The following is a 17,901-nucleotide window of genomic DNA, read 5'->3' as shown; positions in this document are numbered from 1 at the left end:
CCAGGAGGGGGATTTGTCTATGTTGCTTTAACGTTTGGCGTTATTCGACATCTCAAATGGAACTTCCCAGTTGAGGTCCTGATATTGGCGTTGTTGAATAGCGTGGGACAGCTTTAATTCTTTTGGCTGTTTTTCAAGGTCGCGGATGAAGAATGTTCCTGCAACATGCACCCGTCCATCCTTGCCTCTTGTATATGTTGTTCCTTTAAGCGATACATTGTAGGTTTGTTTGGACTCATCCTGTGCCGTCCATTCAGTCGTGTAGACGATCCCTTCTGGCAGTATAGCCGAGAACGAAATCAGTGCACCTTTTCCAAAATAGGTCTCATCCCCGATTTTTTCTTCGTCCTCCGTTGTTTTTAAGGTAAAACCCGTTAGGTTATAGGTGCTGTCACTGTTCGTCACGGTCACCTTACCCTTTAACAAGGTATCCATCGGGATGGTTGCTTGAAATTTCGATGGCTCATACAGGTACAGGGAGTGCATTTTTAATTTGTACGCTTGATCCTTTGCTAATGGAGTTATCCCATTCCATTTCGTAACTCCTTTCCCGTCATCATGCACTTTTCCTCGGTACGAATGCTTTACGTTGTTCTTTCGAATCTGGTTAAGCTCTTCATGTAAGGCATCGTCCCATCCTGCTACTACATTCCCTTTTTCATCGAATAGCTGGAACGCTACTCCCATGTCGATGAAATACCTCTCCATTCTCTCCGCTTCTGTGAACACACCTGTTTTTGGTTCTTTTACAATCCATCCGTTTTGCTCTTTCCATTTTTGGATTTGTTCTTCTCTTTCTTTTGTCCAGACTGTTTCCATCTCTAGCAAACTTGTGCTTGGAACCGTCATTATGTTTTGTAATATGATTTTTATTCCTTGCGGTGTCGTGTACTTTTGTCCGATCTCTGTATGGTGTGCCACTTCCCTTGTCTTTTTCATATCAATGGGAAACTCGACCTTCCAGCTTCCTTCTTTCCCACCCAGTATAGTTGCTTCGACACCGACGATTATCTCATCCGGCAATGACTTGCTATCTTTCAGGAATCGGAAAATATCATGGCTGACGACAAGATACTCTCCTTCTTCACCGTAGGTATAGCCCCCTCCCCCAGGATTCAGTTCTTCACCTGACTTGGTTTTGTACGTAAGGGACAATCCGTCTTTTTCCACATCAAACGGGATACGCTTGCCATTTTGGTCCACGATATTGGCAATAATCGCCATCCGCACTGGATCCGCAACCACTTCTTTTACAACCAGTGTAATTCCTTGATCCGTCACCTTTTTATTGATTTCCTGAACATAACCCTTCTCTGCTGCCTGCTTCATTCCTTGGTCGATGCCCTGTATGGATTGTATGACACTGTTTACGTAGTTCGCAAAAGTCGGAGACACCATGGACCCAAACGTAATGATTGCCGTGACACTCGCTACAGCTAAAGCTGTTCTCTTCATAATGTTTACGCTCCTTTTTTTCCAGTTTGGTTTTGGCTTTGGCAATTTCACCTGCTCTAACGCTGTCATTACCTGGGAAGTAAAATCTGAGGGCAACGCGTTTGGAACGTGCAGGTTCGGGAACTCCTCCCTGCTATCCTCTTCTTCCATCATCAGCCTCTGACAGAGCAGGCAGTCTTCGACATGTCGTTCCAGCAGTTTAGCTTCACCTGCAGATAGCTCACCAGCCAGATAATTGCGCAACTCTTCAGTTTTGGAGCAATTCATAGATTGCAGCACCTCCTGACATTTCTTGCGCGATACTAGTCCGGAGCTTTTTCTTGGCGCGATGGATACGCATTTGTACAGTTGTAACCGGAACACCCAAAATTTCGCTAATCTCTTTGTAGCTCATCTGTTCCAAGTATTTCAGCAAAAACACAACGCGGTATTCTTCACCCAACGCCATGATTTGCTGCTGCAAGGTATCTTGCTTTTCTTTTTCCAAATAAGCTTTCTCGGGTGTATCGGATTCAATCAATCTTGTCTCTTCCAAAGGTGTTTTGGCGTAGTGCTTATTCTTGCGCCACGCGTCTATACACAAGTTGGACGCAATCCGATACAGCCAGGCCAAAAAAGCATCTGTCGGCTTATATTTGTCCAGTTGACAGTACGCTTTGATAAAAACCTCTTGTGTCAGGTCTTGGGCATCCTGTTGCTGCCCCGTCATTCGATAAAGATAGCTGTATAATCGTACTTTGTACTTGTCGACCAGGTGCGCGTAGGCATCCCGATTCCCTTTTTGTACCTGTTGTATAAGCAACCAATCATCCTGCAAAGGAAGTCCTCCTAATTTCAAAAAAGTTCGCTGCGCAGCGTTCATTTTGGCAGGCTCGTATGGATTAACGGATCAACTTGTATTTTCTTTCCAAAAATGAATGCATTTTTTTAAAAAAGTTTGAGTCAACATGGGGGAGGAGAAGAAAAAGCACAGTTCTCTTCGACTCTGACACGCCAGCAGAGGGGATTTACTGGCCGTCTACACTTAAAAAAGGGGACCGTCGAGCCAAAGCCACCCTACGGGCGGAAGCATCTCAAAGAAGAGGTGTTCGACAAGCGTGGTCCCCTTTTTTAAGTTCCGACTGGGTAGGCGTTGTCAAGGTCTACGAGCCCTGTGCTTTTTCTTCTCGCCAGCTTTGGTGGTCAAGCGATCTAACAACATAAGAAAACCGCCCTTAAGAAAGGCGGTCGAATGGCGTCCATTACTTCCATGAATGGTAAATATTTTCCGCGTACTTGGTAATGGCTTCGTCGTAATTTGGATATGGATATCCGAGACTTTCTGCCACTGATTTGGAGTACTTTCGGAATAGGTCATAGCAAGTGAATAACGATTCCCACATCTCTGCGTAGCCATTTTCGCAATAAGTGGACAGTAATGTTTCCCAATCCTTCTTTGAAAGATAGTGATCGATAAATTTGTAGTTTTTCCCGACACTAAAGGTAAACCCTTTCTCACATCCGATTTGCCAAGCCATCATTCGGAGCAAATTCGGTCGGGCAATTTCGTTGAGATGGTCAATCGCAAACAGAATTTCTTTTCTCGCCAAACCTTTGACAACATAAGTAGAGACCATCCAAAATTCGTTGCAGCAGTCATCAAACTCTCTAGCAGTTGGCTTCCGGGTCCAATATTGACGATCGGAAGGGAGCACCTCGTGTTTGATAAGCTCGTCCTTATCCAGCAAAACCTCAACCAGGCCGTCGCTATCTGCAAAATACTGTGCTGTCTCGTCTATCGGAATTAGCGTCAGATCTACTTTATTACCGTCCTCAAATAGCATAAGATAGGAAAACCAATTCCCTAACTCGGGCGGAAAAAGCTCCATATCCTCCGGTTTTTGCATCATAATCCGAGTCCCAAAAACATCGAGCCATTGATCATTTTCCTTGAAAGAATCCATCTCAGTCACAAAATACGAAATATCATAATCTTGGAATGGATCAGCGGGTATATTTTTGTTCGTGCGTGACCCTTCCAAGGTTACCAAGCGGATTCGATCATCCTTCCTGGCGAATTCGATCAGCATGCTCATCATTTCTTGTTCCGTTCTCAAAGCCATACCCCTCCACCTTACTCTTTCTCCGTACCACTTAATGTAGTGCAATTGCATAATTTTTACAATACTGTATCAATTGGAGGAGCAAATAAAAAAAAGCTGCACCCATTTTTGGGCACAGCTTTTCTTGCAATCCTTGCTTTTACGCGCGGGAAACGTATGCTTCCGTACGAGTATCGATGATCAAACGCTCTCCTTCTTCTACGAAGAGAGGAACGTTTACTACGAAACCAGTTTCCAAGGTTGCTTTCTTCGTTACGTTAGAAGCAGTGTCACCTTTTACACCTGGTTCACATTCTGTCACAACGAGTTCAACCGTATTCGGCAATTGAATACCGATTGTTTCTCCGTTGTACTGCATGATTTGCACGTTCATGTTTTCCTTGAGGAAACGCAGCTCACGCTCGATTTGGTTGCGAGTGAACGTCATTTGCTCATATGTCTCGGTATTCATGAAAGTGTACTCGTCTCCGCTCGCATACAGGTATTGCATGGTGCTGGATTCGATGCGGGCAGGGTTAACTTTTTCACCGCCACGGAAAGTCATTTCCGTCGTGTTGCCGTTGCGCAGGTTGCGCAGTTTGGAGCGAACGAAAGCCGCACCTTTACCTGGTTTTACGTGTTGGAATTCTAGCACGGTATAAATATTGCCATCCACTTCGATTGTCAAACCGGTACGAAAATCGTTTACAGAGATCATGGTAGTCCTCCCAAATCAATCAATAACAGAATAAGTATAAATTACACAGGCAAAATGAGCAACTCTTTCGTGGACTTGTTCAGGTTCTCATGACCATCAGCTGTAATCCACACATCGTCTTCGATCCGAACACCACCAAGTCCTGTTACATAAATGCCTGGCTCCATCGTTACGAGCATACCTGGCTCCAATACGAAGGTGCTGACAGTCGACAGCCCTGGCAGCTCGTGAACTTCCAATCCGAGGCCATGACCTGCGCTATGTCCATACGCGTCACCATAGCCTGCTGCTGTGATGATATCTCTCGTTGCTGCGTCAGCGTCTCTTGCGGATACACCTGGCTTCAGAGCTTCTAAACCTGCCAGCTGCGCACGCAGAACGATTTCGTAGATTTCACGCATTTTCGGGTCTGGCTCGCCCACAGACAAGGTGCGTGTGATGTCGGAATGGTAGCCCTGATAAGCAGCACCAAAGTCGAGTGTAACCATTTCCCCTGCCTGAATCACTTTCTCGGACGCACGTCCATGTGGCAGAGCACCGCGCACACCTGAAGCTACGATCATATCAAATGCAGAGCCTGTCGCTCCTTGCTTGCGCATGAAGAATTCCAATTCCAAGGCAACATCGGCTTCACGCACACCTGGCTTGATGAAGCCTTGAATATGCGTAAATGCCGCTTCAGCTATACGAACCGCTTCACGAATAATAACCATCTCGGATTCGTCTTTAAACATGCGGATTTTTTCAAGCAGACCGCTTGTTGGCACCATCTCTACTCCGTCAAATCCTTTGTCCCATTCCTGATAGGTGCTAAAGGATACGCTGCTCTCGAATGCCAAGCGCTTGATCCCTTTTTCTCGCAGGAGTTTTGCAATCGCTTCAACAGCTTTTCTTTCGTTATTTACCACTGTAAATTCAGGCGCTTGTTCTTGCGCTTGTTCCACATAGCGGAAGTCAGTGACGAGAAACGCCTCTTTTTCGGTGACAATTACCCATCCCGTTGATCCGGTGAAGCCACTCAAGTAGAAGCGATTTTCTGTTTTTTCGGTAATAAACGCCTCTGCTCCCACTTGTGTAAGTGCCTCGCGCAATTTATGCAGACGATGTTTCATGGCAACCTTTTCCCCTTTTTTGAATGCTTTTATTTTTTTTCGATTTTACGGACGAGCGCTCTTAACGCCCATTCATACCCATCGATCCCCAACCCGACTACTTGTCCAATCGCGATAGGTGCGATGACGGAGTGATGTCGAAATGGTTCCCGTGCATGAATATTGGAAATATGTACTTCAATCGTTGGCAGAGCCACACTGGCCAATGCGTCTCGGATCGCATAGCTGTAATGGGTGAATGCCCCTGGATTGATCAAGATGCCGTCATGGACACCTCTCGCCTGATGAATCGCGTCGATGAGGACACCTTCGTGATTCGATTGGAGATGCTCAAGCTTTCCGCCCAACTCATCCATGACACCCGTTAGGATTGTCACCACATCCTCCAGCGTTTCCCTTCCGTAAACATCCGGCTCCCTTGTCCCCAATAAATTCAGGTTGGGCCCGTTCAGTACCAAGACGGAAGTCATCGACCATCCCTCTCCCTATAAAAGTTTTTTTATTAATGAAACATTTTACCACATGCCGTTCTGAATCCAAAGTAGACAATCGCCAAAACAACATTTCGAACATTGTTACATCCATTTTGACAAGGAACGGAGAAATCCTCCTACCTTGTGAACTCGTTCCAATCATGATTCTCGTCTGATTGCTCGAGTATGATTGTCATCCCAATGAACAAGCCAAACGACAAATACCAAGCGCCTTCCGTACTTAAGGTGGCGACCTCCCAATTTCCGATGTGAAAGAAGAAACCCGCTATCAATAACATGACCGCCCCGTAGACAAGTCCCAGCCACCACGCACGGATCCGGCTAAATAACAAGCTGAACACAAATGAAGCAACGACTGTTTCAGCGAACAGCACGATACCACCAAGGCACACGCTCGTAAACGTATTTTCGTCCTCGATGCTGATAAAAGGACGTGCAAATGCTCCGATTCCGTACGGGGTCATGTTCAAAAAGTGAGCCATCAATCGAACCAGCCCCCAAATGATAGTTCCCCAGAATGCGACCTCCAAAATCTTCGAAGTGGAGATTCTTTTACTGCCTTGCCTGCCTTCTTCGGTAGGGGATACGCGTGCTTGCTTGTGCCTCCGTCCTGTTTTGCTTATTTCCATTTCCATCACCTCTGTTCTCTAGTATGCTCTTCCTCTACGCTTTTCACTTTTGCTTTACATTTGTTGGAAAAGTGCGAACTCCTTGTAGCTTCAAGTCGCCATTTCCGTTAATATAGTGGTAAGGATGGTGATTGTATTGGCGCAACAAAACGTACCTAGCTACGGCGGTCAGGCCGTCATCGAAGGAGTTATGTTCGGTGGCAAAACCACGACTGTTACGGCTGTTCGCAAAAAAAATCATGAAATTGAGTATTTTGAATCCCCAAGGTCCGAATATAAATGGATTACTACGCTGAAAAAGATTCCGTTTTTGCGTGGGATTGTTGGTTTGGTCGAAGCCAGCGCCAATGGGGCCAAACATCTCAACTTCGCCTCTGAACAATACAGTATGGAGTCTGGAGAAGAGGTCTCCGAAGGTCCATCGAAGCTCACCATGATTTTAGGTGTTGCTGTCGTCGGGGTACTTTCCTTCCTGTTTGGGAAATTCGTATTTACACTCGTTCCCGTTTTCCTGGCAGACTTTTTACTCGGAAAATGGGTACCGGATGGCGTTCCTCAAACGTTGGCTGAAGGCGGATTTAAAATTCTGCTCCTCCTCGGCTATATTACAGCAATTGCACAAACTCCGTTGATTAAAAGGCTTTTTCAATACCACGGAGCCGAGCATAAAGTGATTAACGCATTCGAATCCGGGGTAGAATTAACAGTAGCCAATGTACAAAAATTTTCCGCTCTGCATTATCGTTGCGGGAGCAGTTTTCTCATTTTCTCAGTGTTCGTCGGTGTAGTGATTTACTCACTGTTTAGCTATGACTCCCTGACGGAGAGGGTCGTACAACGCATTGTTCTTTTGCCACTGGTAATCGGCGTCTCTTATGAGGTTTTGCAGTGGACAAACAAGCTCCGTGATGTACCCGTCCTACGTTACCTTGGTTATCCAGGATTGTGGTTGCAAAAGATCACAACTCGTGAACCAGATGACAGCCAAGTCGAGGTAGCCATCGCTTCCTTCCAAAAGATGCGGGAGCTTGATCAGAAGCACGTGCAGGAAAGAATGGTTACGACCGGATAACGTGAGGCATTTTTATTCCCATAGAGGTGAAGCCCTATGTTACGCCGTATTCCACCAGTGATTCTGATAGTGATCGTATTGGCGATTTACGGTTTTTTGATAACACTCATCCATGATCCTGTCAGTACGATTGTCATCTTGGGATTATCCGTTGTACTTTTCTTGGTCGTGCGCAACTATTTACAAACCGGCTCCTTCTTTTCACAAGGCTCAGGAGCAGGTAAACCTAGACAGCCAAAGGTCAAGGTAAAGCCAAAGCCCTCCATTGCTCGGCAAGCAGTGAAAAAGCAGTCGAGTACCCCGCGAAAAGATCATCCGTTTCGTGTGATCGAGGGCAGCAAAGGGAAGCAAAAAGAGAAACAAGACGAAAAATCGCAAAATAATATCTCTCACTAATAAAAAAACAGGCTGCCTGAATTCGGCGACCTGTTTTTTTATTAGACGAGCATTTTCGGAGAGGTATTGCGAAACACTTTGACGTAATCTTCAAAGTCCCATTGTGCCAAAAATTTGTGAGCGGCTGCCTCCCCTGACTCAAACAATTGTTGCCTGATTTCTTTTGACAGCTGAAATTGGGTGGTTCTCACCCCTAAAGTATGGATGAAAATCGTCCGAACGGCTTTTGCCTTTTCCACATACAGGCGGTCGTGTGCATCGAGCATTGTCGCCAGCAATCCACGAGAGAAGGAAAAAAGACCTTTAATGCTGGTCGCTTCTCTCTTGTCTTGATCATCACTCAGACGAAAACCAATCGTCGGCCACCGCGGAGTCCCTGGTACATCAAATAACCACACGGGGTAGTTGCTCAATAATGCGCCATCGACAATATAATGGACATGTCCTGCACTTTGCAGCTTTGCAGGCTGAAAAAAGAACGGGATAGACGAAGACATGCGAACCGCTCGTGCCACTGGAAAATCATCTGGTTCTACACCATACCGTGCCAAATCGTCGGGAAATATAAGCATTTTTCCATCTGTGACATCAGAAGCGACAACCTTCAGCTTACCAGGAGGAAGATCTCCGAATGTTCGTACACCTTTTCGCTGTAACAACTCCTCTATGAACAACTCAATACGATCTGCTCGATAAACCCCTTCTCGCATGACTAGTTCATAGATTGGCCCGATGAGAGGAAGTCTGCCCAGCCCTGAGCTCTTGAGAAAGTGAAGGTAATCCAGCTCTTCAAAGACCGGTTTCAACTCATGGCTGGAATAGCCTGCGCCGAGTAAAGCTGCAACAATGGAGCCAGCCGAGGTACCAGCGAGTCTTTCCCATGTGTATCCATTCTCCTCCATGACTCGCAAGGCACCGATAAAAGCGATTCCTTTTACGCCGCCACCTTCAAAGACCGCATCCGCTTTCACCTTGCTTCCCCTCCCTAAAATTCCTCCCCATTCTCCATGTATAAGACGACAGCTTTTCCGTTACCACAAAGAAAAACGCAAGCCTGATCGGCTTGCGCTATAATACGATAACGATATAGACTATTCCTCTTTTTGCTCATCTAACAAACGAATGTTACGAAGCTCTTCTATACGTTTTGGATCTGCCTCGAAGTACTGAACCAGATACTCCAGGCATGTAATCGATTCCCAGCTCAGGTGGTGCTCGATTCCTTCCACATCCTGATAAATGTGCTCTTCATCCAAGCCAATGATCCGCATAAATTCTTCCAGAAGACTGTGACGGTCCACTAGGCGTTTTCCGATTTTTTTCCCTTTTGGCGTCAAGACAAGTCCACGGTATTTTTCGTAAACGAGATACTTGTCTTTGTCTAGCTTCTGAACCATTTTCGTGACCGAAGAGGGATGTACTTCCAACGCTTCAGCAATATCGGAGACACGAGCATAGCCCTTTTCTTCAATTAAGTTGTAAATGCGTTCCAAATAGTCTTCCATACTCGGCGTTGGCGGCATTGTGAACCCCTCATTTCCAAACCGTTATTTCATCTAGCCAAAAAAGGCACGTAGAAATATGATACCGTGTAATGAGAAGCATTTGCAAGAGAAAAGTACCTATCGCAGCTGTTTTTCTGGTGTTGGGTTCATCATTTGGACATATTGTACAAGTTGTTGACCCAATTGCTCCATTCGCGCCTGCAATCGCTCATCCTTCAGCTTGCCTTCTGGTGTAAAGGCATTGTATGCACTCGGGATGGAAGGGCTAGATGGCAATGGCCATGCATGCAGATTGCGCATGATTAACTGCAAAGTATTGACCGTGTTCGTAGCGCCCATGCTTCCCCCAGCGACACCAATAATGGCAACCTGCTTGTCACGCAAAATGCGTCCTTCCAAGAAGTCAATAGCATTTTTCAAAGCACCTGTCATTGTGCCATGGTATTCAGGCGAACCAATTACAAGACCATCTGCTTCAGAAACCGCTTTGACAAATCGATGGACTATTTCAGGGTACGTACTGGTATCATCACGATCATCGTACAGTGGCAGCTTCCAGTCCGCGAGATGAATCATTTCAACATCGGCACCTGCAGCCTTCGCTGCTTCGAGTACAATATGAATCGCTTGTTTTGTCGTAGAATTGGCATTCATGCTTCCGGCTATTCCTACAATTTTCATGGTTTCACCCCATCGATAATCTAAATACTGGTATGTTCCTCATTATATTCCATTAAGTATAATTTGTAAACATTTATGTTTATTTAATATCATCTGTTCTGAACAGACCTATTTGTCTCATACACTTGTACCAAGTTTCAAGTGAGGATGATGCCTATGGACAAAGTCGCTTGGCAAATCGCCGTGCTTTTTGCAGGGTCTACGTTAGGTGGATTCTACTTGGGTGGATATGAGTGGTTACGCTTTTTTACTTATTTCGGTTCCTGGGGGACAATAGGCATTGCCCTTGCGGCTCTTGGTCTCGGATGGTTCGGCGTCCAGCTGTTGACCTTTTGCCATCGCAAGCAAATTCACTCTCTGTATGAGCTGTACTACGTATTGTTTGGCGAAGCGTTCGCTTCTAGCCTTTCTGTCATCACCCACATTCTGCTATTGGGGTATACAGGAGTCATGCTTGGCCAACAGGCAGATTTCCTCTTGGAGGAGCTCTCTCCTTTATGGTTCATCCTTCTGACCATTGCAGCCATCTTCTTTATCATAAATCGTTGGAGATGGATTGTCACTGCAACAGCTATATCTCTATCTGTCGGTTTATTATTATTCGGATTGATTTTCACCGCACAATCCCATGTGCCAATACCGAGCTTGGGTTATCAATTGAATGTGAACTGGCTGATTCACGCTGTATTTTTCCTTGCCTTGCATTTTCTCATCGGCTTGGCCACGACTCTACCACTGGCACTACGTGCGTCTCATGAGCGAGCTGTTCGGATGGGGGCAATCATCGGAGCCGGAATCTTCCTCTTGTTCACGATGCTAGGTCAAGCTATCCTTCTTGCCCATTGGCATGATGCCCACGCCTCTGTACTGCCTATCAAACAAATTTTGGTTCAAATGATGCCGGGTGGCGATTGGCTTCTCGCTATCCTCTCACTTTTACATGGTGGAGTCATTATCGCAGCCCTACTCTATTCGTTGACACATCCAATTGCGACACGTCAACATCTTCAAATGCTCCCGCTCATTGTCGTCATGCTGCTTGCTATATTTGTTTTCTCTCTCCTCACACTCGTTGTTCCGTGGAGTATGTCTGCAATCGCCAGTGCAGCGACTTATTGCGGCATGTTCCTAATGGGCTGGTACGTTTGGAAGCATCAGAATTGACTGGATTGTTTACTCGTAGCTCCTGTGGTCAAGACAGAATCTTGGCCACTTTTTTTCACATTACAGGATTGCATTATAGGATCGCATTCAATATTCCGATCAGTACCAAAAGTACAAGGATAAACACTAAAATATTTAATGGACTCATCGTCACGGAGGCCTCCTCCATCCATGGTTACTCCCCCTTATTTTATCACAAACGAAAAACGTCCCCCGAAGGAGACGTTTATTGCAAAGCCTCACTTTCCGCTCTCAGCTGTCCCCCATTTGGGGAACCCATCGGATAAGCTGGCGTTGTTTGGTCTGTAATTTTGTCAATCGCTGAAAGGACCGCCTTTGTCGCCGTTGCGATTTGTGCCCAATCAATCTGCGCGATGGAGTCATTTGTTGCTTGTCCCGTCCCTGCACTCGTTACAAGTGCCGTAGGAATACCCGCGGCGGCTAAAGCGCCTGCTGGACCGTTTCGTGCACGTTTCCCATCCTTATCGCTAGGAGACACCCCCGTTGCTCTCAGGAGTTGGATTGGCAGGTTTTCGTTGCCCAGTGAATTGGTTGCAACCAGCTCTGCCTTTTGACTGCCCACCCCATCGACATAGAAGGCTGCAATCATAGCTTGTCGGTCTTTGGCAGATAAGGCATTGGCATAAGCAATCGGGCCTCTACTTCCCGAGGTAACCCCACCAAAGCTGACGAATCTCACTTCCGTATCGATCGGCTTGTCAGCCATATTACGCGCTATCTCAAGCAAGGCCGCTACACCTGAGCCATTGTGATTTGCCCCCGCTGATAGCCCAGCGGAATCATGGTGAGCGGATACCATGACGACCTGCCCGGTTTCATTTTGATTGGGCTTTCGGCTTGCCACGATATTATACGAGGTTTGCTTGGTCGTTACGGCTCCTTCTACCCTGACGGTTCCCTTTACGGGCCGCTTGTCCATGATGCGTTTCTGTAGCTTCATCCCATCCGCTTTGGACAAAGCGATTACAGGAACAGCGATATCCAAGGGTTCACCCAGTGAAGCATTCCAGCCCTCCTCCCGATCATTCCAGATGATCAGAGCAACGGCTCCGGCAGCCGCTGCTTGACGTACTTTTTCTCCGAACGGAATTTCCCCTCGTTTGACCAAGGCAATCTTTCCCCGGGAGGCATCGGTTACAAAATCAACGGCCCTTCCCAAGCCTGCATCCACCACTTCTGCTGTCGCGGTTCCATTAATCCCAAAAGAAAATCCGCTTACTGTCCATTTTTGACCGGGCCATTCTTCCATCGTCAGGGATAGAGTAGTAGGCTTTCGGTACGTATAATAAGAAAAAGGATCGAGCTTGGTCTTGTACCCGTAAGATCGAAGTGTATTTTCCACATAGACAGCAGCTGCAAATTCCGTTTCAGTAGCAGGTGGACGGGCTGTTCTCGCCAGATGCTCGACATGGCTGTACAAGCGTTCATTATCGATCCAATCATGAGCTTCCTCTGCATGAGCACGATGTGAAAGGAAAGGTATCGGCAATATCGTTCCACAGACAAGCAGGGCACATAGCGCATAGTGACGAACAGATCGCATAGCATTCTCCCTTTCCTTCGCTCTTTGCTATTTATTATGGGCGTTTACGACAAATCGAGTCTAGTCAGAATAGTTAGTCAAATAACTTCATCCTGCGCCATCCCTGGACAGCTTTCGCTTTCTTCTGCCCAAAACGTCGATTTTTCGTGTGACTTCCTTCCATATGAATTCTTAATAGAACGGGGCTTTACTCCGTAAGATTATTGATAAAGAAAAGGCGACTTTCAAATTGACCGATGTCCTTGCCTTTTGCTAAGGTGGAATCAATAAAAAAACCGTTTGAAAGAAACGGATTGGAATCTATTGAGGGGGAAGTACCATGCTATATGTAGATGGCAAATGGGTAGAAGAAGGGCAAGTCGCAGTCCATCCAGAGGACCGTGGTTATAACTTTGGGGATGGCATATATGAGGTAGTACGTATTTATAAGGGACGCATGTATCAATGGGATGGACATCTTACCCGTTTGTTTCGAAGTGCCAAAGAAATAAAAATGGAGCTTCCATGGAGCGCAGAAGAGCTGACAGACTTAGCGAATCAGCTGATCGCCAAGAACAACATCACGGAGAATGACGACGCCACCCTTTACTTGCAAGTATCTCGTGGCACCGCTCCCCGTGTACACGATATTCCGTCTGGAATCCAGCCTGTAATTATGGGCTTTGTCCGTCGCAAGGACCGCCCTGTTGCCGATATGAAGAAAGGCTTGACAGCTCAGCTCGTCGAAGACATCCGCTGGCTGCGTTGCGATATCAAAACGCTCAATCTACTAGGGGCTGTTCTGGTCAAACAATACGCAAAAGATGCAGGTGCCCAAGAATCGATTTTGCACCGCAACGGCGTCATCACAGAGTGCAGCGCATCCAATTTGTTCGTCGTGAAAAATGGCGAGTTGTATACGCATCAGGCTGACAATCTGATCCTGCACGGAATTACTCGCCAAGTGGTCATTGATTTGGCTCGGAACAATGGCATCACTGTCCATGAAGAAGCATTCGACATTGCTTTCTTGAAGCAAGCCGATGAAGTATTCCTCACCAGCACTACCGCGGAGATCATGCCGCTCATCTCGGTAGATGGCGTCGATGTCGGCAACGGACAGCCAGGACCTGTCGCACTTACGCTACAAGACTTGTTTGAACAGCATATCAACACAAGTGTACTCGTGTAATCAAAAGAAGCTCTCCCGGTATGTAGATGCATCCGAGAGAGCTTTTTTTATCGTTTAACGACGCAGATTCCATTCGTCTGTAGCATAGCGCGTACTCACAAGTTCTTCTGCCAAAGCGAGTTCTTCGTCCGTAAGCGATGAAGGGATCAGCTCCACTTCCAGTCCGGATGCAAAGCCTTTCGAGAACGCCTCGATGGATTCTTGAAGACTGATTGGCCGAGGGCTTACTTGGTTGATCGTCACTGCTTTTTGTCGGAAGCTATCGATCATCCGTTGTTTTACCCGCTCCGATGGGAAATGCAAGAGTGAGAATAGCAAATCTACGTCCATATCAAGGAGAATAGAGCCATGCTGAAGAATAACACCCTTTTGTCGGGTCTGAGCGCTTCCCGCTACTTTTTTCCCTTCTACCACGAGCTCATACCAAGAGGGAGAATCGAAGCAGGCGGATGAACCTGGAGACGTATACTTTTCCTTCTCCTCTTCACTTGCCAAGGAGACCATTTCCGCCGAGAGTCCAAGGTTTTGGAACCCGTGCAGCAGTCCCAAGCTGATGATTTTGTAGGCTTCCGTCACGCTCGAAGGCATTTTCGGATGGTCTTCGGATACGATGACACTGTATGTCAGCTCCTGATCGTGGAGAACAGCACGCCCTCCCGTCGCTCTGCGAACAAAGCCCAGTCCTCTATTTTGAACTTCCTCCAGATTGATGTCCTTGATGGCCTTCTGGAAATAGCCAATTGACAGTGTTGCTGGGTCCCACGTGTAAAAACGAACGGTCGGGGGAACCTTTCCCTCACTGTGCAACTGCAAAATTGCTTCATCTACTGCCATATTCATCGCGGGTGACATGGCTTGCGTTACGATATATCGCCACTGTTCCATCTATGTACCTCCTCATTCACAACGCCTTCATTGTACGCTTCTGGCACGAGGGACGGCAAGCCTCTGATGGGCTAATTTGCGCCGATAGAAAAGCCGCCCGTAACAACAGGCGACTTCTCCTGGAATCTAGGATTCTGCTTGCGGTTGATAGCGCAGGATTGGCTTTCTTGCCGCTGTCGCTTCATCCAAACGCTTGACCACAGTGGTATGAGGAGCTTCCTGAACGATTTCTGGCGTTTCCTCGCACTCGCGGGCAATTTGCAGCATAACGTCGATGAACTCATCGAGCGTTTCTTTTGTCTCAGTTTCGGTCGGTTCGATCATCAGGCACTCGTCCACGATCAATGGGAAGTAGATCGTTGGCGGGTGATAACCGAAGTCGAGCAAGCGTTTTGCAATATCGAGCGTACGTACACCCTGCTTTTTCTGGATCACTCCAGACAGGACGAACTCATGCTTGCAGACGCGATCAAATGGAAGATGGTAAGCCGTTGCCAGTCGACGCATCATGTAGTTGGCGGAGAGCACCGCATTTTGGGAAACTTGCAGCAAGCCTTCTGGCCCCATCGTGCGGATGTAGCTGTACGCACGAACGAGAATGCCAAAGTTTCCGTTGTAGCCTTTTACGCGACCAATGGAAGCCGGACGATTGCTGTCCCAGTAGAAGCTGCCGTCTTCCTTTTTCGCTACGATTGGTGCAGGCAGGAATGGCTCGAGAATTTTTTTCACGCCGACCGGACCTGCACCTGGACCGCCACCGCCGTGAGGTCCTGTAAACGTTTTGTGCAAGTTCAGATGCACCACGTCGAAGCCCATGTCTCCCGGACGGGCAATTCCCAAAATCGCGTTCGCATTCGCACCATCATAGTACAAGAGGCCGCCTGCTTCATGGACGATTTTCGCCATTTCGACGATATCTTCTTCAAACAATCCGAGCGTATTCGGGTTCGTCAGCATCAAAGCAGCCGTGTCAGGTCCTACTGCATCACGCAGCGCTTGAATGTCAACCAATCCACGCTCGTCAGATGCAATGGTTACGGTATCCAAGCCAGCTACAGCAGCAGATGCCGGGTTCGTTCCGTGCGCGGAATTCGGCACGATAACTTTGGTACGATGGCCTTCCCCACGGCTCTCGTGGTAGGCACGGATCATCATCAGACCTGTCCACTCACCCGCAGCACCAGCAGCTGGTTGCAGAGTAACCGCGTCCATCCCTGTAATTTCAGCCAGTTCTTCTTGCAGGTTGTACAACAGCTCCAAAGCGCCCTGTACGGTTTCTTCCGGTTGATACGGATGTGTCTGCGCAAAGCCAGCGTAACGAGCAACATCTTCGTTAATTTTCGGGTTGTATTTCATCGTGCAAGAACCAAGCGGGTAAAAGCCATTGTCTACCCCATGGTTGCGACGAGACAGTTCTGTATAGTGACGAACCAATTGCAGCTCAGATACCTCCGGCAGCTCAGCCGGCGTTTCGCGAATGAGATGCTTAGGCAAAAGGCTTGCTACTTCTACTTCTGGAACATCCAGTGCCGGCAAATTGTAGCCCACACGGCCTGGTTTGCTCATTTCAAAGATCAGTGCTTTCTCCTGGTCGTTACGCACGTGTGATCGCCTCCAATTCAGCCGCCAATGTGTCGATTTCTTCTTTGGTACGCAGCTCAGTTACTGCAAGCAAGGTATGATTTGCAAACTCTGGATAGTCGAGACCGAGATCATAGCCCCCGATGATTCCAGCAGCCAACAGGCCTTTGTTTACTTCTGCAACTGGTTTGTTCAGCTTCACCACAAACTCGTTGAAGAATGGAGAAGTGAATACGATCTCCAAGCCTTTTGCTTGTAGGGCATTCTTGGCGTAATGAGCTTTTTGCAGGTTCATCATCGCCATTTCTTGTACACCCTGCTTGCCTAGTGCTGTCATGGCAATAGAAGCAGCCAAAGCGAGCAGCGCTTGGTTTGAGCAGATATTGGAAGTCGCTTTTTCACGACGAATATGTTGTTCACGCGCTTGCAGCGTCAATACGAAGCCGCGTTTGCCATTTTCGTCCTTCGTTTGACCGACGATACGACCTGGCATTTTGCGCATCAGTTTGGATGTCGTAGCAAAATATCCGCAATGTGGTCCGCCAAAGGATGCTGGGATACCGAATGGGTGCATGTCGCCCACTACGATATCTGCGCCCAATTTGCCCGGTGCCTCCAGTACACCCAGAGCAAGCGGATTCGAGGATGTGATCAACAGTGCACCTTTTCCATGCGCAATTGGCTCAATCGCTCCCAAATCCTCTACGTTTCCGAAGAAGTTCGGATACTGCACGATGACCGCTGCTGTGTTTTCATCGATAAGTGCTTCCAGAGCAGCTGTATCCGTAACGCCGTTACTGTTGATACCTACTTCAACCAGCTCAACGTTTTGACCATACGCATATGTTTTCAAAACACCACGCGCTTCCGGATGTACAGCGCGGGAAACGATTACGCGCTTTTTGCCAGTGTGACCAGCAGCCATCATCGCTGCCTCTGCCAAAGAAGTCGCGCCGTCATACATCGAGGAGTTGGCTACCTCCATGCCAGTCAGCTCACATACCATCGTTTGGAATTCAAAGATAGCTTGCAGTTCACCTTGGCTGATTTCTGGCTGGTAAGGTGTATAAGCGGTAAAGAATTCACCGCGGAGCAGCATATGATTGACTGTGCTCGGGGTGTAATGCTGATAAACACCCGCACCTAGAAAGTTAACATGCGTGCTGAAGTTTACGTTTTTATTTGCGAGGCGTGTAAAATACTTCACCAAATCTGGCTCGGATAGGGCTTCTGGAATATTCAAAGCACCTTTGAAGCGCACTTCTTCCGGAATATCAGCAAACAGTTCTTCTATGCTCGAAATGCCGAGGGTTTCCAGCATTTCGCGCTTGTCCTGATCAGTTTGGGGCAGGTAGCGGTATTTCACGGACGTTGTCCTCCTCTAAAAGGATGT

18 protein-coding genes are annotated in these 17,901 nt (G+C 47.4%); 4 read left to right on the top strand and 14 right to left on the bottom strand.

What is annotated here, in order from left to right; all coding sequences use genetic code 11:
• Positions 1 to 27 precede the first annotated feature (27 nt).
• From C7R91_RS13685 to C7R91_RS13655, 7 genes are all read right to left on the bottom strand, one after another.
• Positions 28 to 1,722, bottom strand: coding sequence for a DUF4179 domain-containing protein (locus C7R91_RS13685; RefSeq protein WP_047068833.1), 1,695 nt, complete (start codon positions 1,720 to 1,722; stop codon positions 28 to 30).
• Positions 1,703 to 2,272 (bottom strand): RNA polymerase sigma factor, encoded by a 570-nt coding sequence (locus C7R91_RS13680; protein WP_047068832.1) that lies wholly within the window; start codon positions 2,270 to 2,272, stop codon positions 1,703 to 1,705. Before C7R91_RS13680 ends, C7R91_RS13685 begins: the two co-directional genes overlap by 20 nt.
• A 424-nt stretch (positions 2,273 to 2,696) precedes the next feature.
• Positions 2,697 to 3,551: an aminoglycoside 6-adenylyltransferase gene (gene ant(6), locus C7R91_RS13675; protein ID WP_083995054.1), complete on the bottom strand. Its 855-nt coding sequence runs from the start codon at positions 3,549 to 3,551 to the stop codon at positions 2,697 to 2,699.
• Between the two features lie 145 nt (positions 3,552 to 3,696).
• Positions 3,697 to 4,254 (bottom strand): elongation factor P, encoded by a 558-nt coding sequence (efp, locus tag C7R91_RS13670; RefSeq protein ID WP_047068830.1) that lies wholly within the window; start codon positions 4,252 to 4,254, stop codon positions 3,697 to 3,699.
• A gap of 41 nt (positions 4,255 to 4,295) precedes the next feature.
• On the bottom strand, positions 4,296 to 5,366 hold the full coding sequence (locus C7R91_RS13665; RefSeq protein WP_047068828.1) for a M24 family metallopeptidase: 1,071 nt from the start codon (positions 5,364 to 5,366) through the stop codon (positions 4,296 to 4,298).
• 29 nt (positions 5,367 to 5,395) lie between these two features.
• Complete coding sequence (gene aroQ, locus C7R91_RS13660; RefSeq protein WP_047068826.1) at positions 5,396 to 5,836, bottom strand: type II 3-dehydroquinate dehydratase; 441 nt, start codon at positions 5,834 to 5,836, stop codon at positions 5,396 to 5,398.
• A gap of 140 nt (positions 5,837 to 5,976) precedes the next feature.
• A complete protein-coding gene (locus tag C7R91_RS13655; protein WP_047069476.1) occupies positions 5,977 to 6,489 on the bottom strand; it encodes a YqhR family membrane protein in 513 nt (170 codons plus the stop codon).
• A 124-nt stretch (positions 6,490 to 6,613) separates the two neighbouring features.
• On the opposite strand from C7R91_RS13655, the gene C7R91_RS13650 reads away from it, so the two are divergent.
• Both C7R91_RS13650 and C7R91_RS13645 read left to right on the top strand, forming a co-directional pair.
• Positions 6,614 to 7,561 carry a DUF1385 domain-containing protein gene (locus C7R91_RS13650; RefSeq protein ID WP_047068825.1) on the top strand — a complete coding sequence of 316 codons (948 nt, stop codon included), beginning with the start codon at positions 6,614 to 6,616 and terminating at the stop codon, positions 7,559 to 7,561.
• 36 nt (positions 7,562 to 7,597) lie between these two features.
• Positions 7,598 to 7,957, top strand: a complete 360-nt coding sequence (locus C7R91_RS13645; RefSeq protein WP_047068824.1) for a hypothetical protein — start codon at positions 7,598 to 7,600, stop codon at positions 7,955 to 7,957.
• 41 nt (positions 7,958 to 7,998) lie between these two features.
• On the opposite strand, the gene C7R91_RS13640 is transcribed toward C7R91_RS13645, so the two are convergent.
• The 3 genes from C7R91_RS13640 to C7R91_RS13630 all read right to left on the bottom strand — a co-directional run bounded on the left by C7R91_RS13640 (position 7,999) and on the right by C7R91_RS13630 (position 10,143).
• Positions 7,999 to 8,928, bottom strand: a complete 930-nt coding sequence (locus C7R91_RS13640; protein ID WP_047068823.1) for a patatin-like phospholipase family protein — start codon at positions 8,926 to 8,928, stop codon at positions 7,999 to 8,001.
• A 120-nt stretch (positions 8,929 to 9,048) separates the two neighbouring features.
• Positions 9,049 to 9,480, bottom strand: a complete 432-nt coding sequence (mntR, locus tag C7R91_RS13635; RefSeq protein ID WP_017247979.1) for a transcriptional regulator MntR — start codon at positions 9,478 to 9,480, stop codon at positions 9,049 to 9,051.
• A 99-nt stretch (positions 9,481 to 9,579) separates the two neighbouring features.
• A complete protein-coding gene (locus C7R91_RS13630; protein ID WP_047068822.1) occupies positions 9,580 to 10,143 on the bottom strand; it encodes an NADPH-dependent FMN reductase in 564 nt (187 codons plus the stop codon).
• Between the two features lie 156 nt (positions 10,144 to 10,299).
• Between C7R91_RS13630 and C7R91_RS13625 the strand changes: the two genes are divergently transcribed.
• Positions 10,300 to 11,307, top strand: coding sequence for a membrane protein (locus C7R91_RS13625; RefSeq protein ID WP_047068821.1), 1,008 nt, complete (start codon positions 10,300 to 10,302; stop codon positions 11,305 to 11,307).
• A 226-nt stretch (positions 11,308 to 11,533) separates the two neighbouring features.
• On the opposite strand, the gene C7R91_RS13615 is transcribed toward C7R91_RS13625, so the two are convergent.
• Complete coding sequence (locus tag C7R91_RS13615) at positions 11,534 to 12,871, bottom strand: M28 family peptidase (protein ID WP_047068819.1); 1,338 nt, start codon at positions 12,869 to 12,871, stop codon at positions 11,534 to 11,536.
• Positions 12,872 to 13,190: 319 nt separating this feature from the next.
• Between C7R91_RS13615 and dat the strand changes: the two genes are divergently transcribed.
• Positions 13,191 to 14,042, top strand: coding sequence for a D-amino-acid transaminase (gene dat, locus C7R91_RS13610; protein WP_047068818.1), 852 nt, complete (start codon positions 13,191 to 13,193; stop codon positions 14,040 to 14,042).
• Positions 14,043 to 14,096: 54 nt separating this feature from the next.
• Here the strand turns inward: dat and lipM are convergent, their stop codons facing one another.
• The 3 genes from lipM to gcvPA form a co-directional block, all read right to left on the bottom strand.
• Positions 14,097 to 14,927 (bottom strand): octanoyltransferase LipM, encoded by an 831-nt coding sequence (gene lipM / locus C7R91_RS13605; protein ID WP_047068817.1) that lies wholly within the window; start codon positions 14,925 to 14,927, stop codon positions 14,097 to 14,099.
• Positions 14,928 to 15,053: 126 nt separating this feature from the next.
• On the bottom strand, positions 15,054 to 16,529 hold the full coding sequence (gcvPB, locus tag C7R91_RS13600; protein WP_047068816.1) for an aminomethyl-transferring glycine dehydrogenase subunit GcvPB: 1,476 nt from the start codon (positions 16,527 to 16,529) through the stop codon (positions 15,054 to 15,056).
• Positions 16,522 to 17,874 (bottom strand): aminomethyl-transferring glycine dehydrogenase subunit GcvPA, encoded by a 1,353-nt coding sequence (gene gcvPA / locus C7R91_RS13595; protein ID WP_047068815.1) that lies wholly within the window; start codon positions 17,872 to 17,874, stop codon positions 16,522 to 16,524. Before gcvPA ends, gcvPB begins: the two co-directional genes overlap by 8 nt.
• Between the last annotated feature and the right edge of the window lie 27 nt (positions 17,875 to 17,901).

The organism is Brevibacillus formosus (assembly GCF_003013405.1).
Lineage (GTDB): Bacteria > Bacillota > Bacilli > Brevibacillales > Brevibacillaceae > Brevibacillus > Brevibacillus formosus.
The sequence above is the reverse complement of the archived record's forward strand: the minus strand, read 5'-3'. Positions and strand labels throughout refer to the sequence as shown.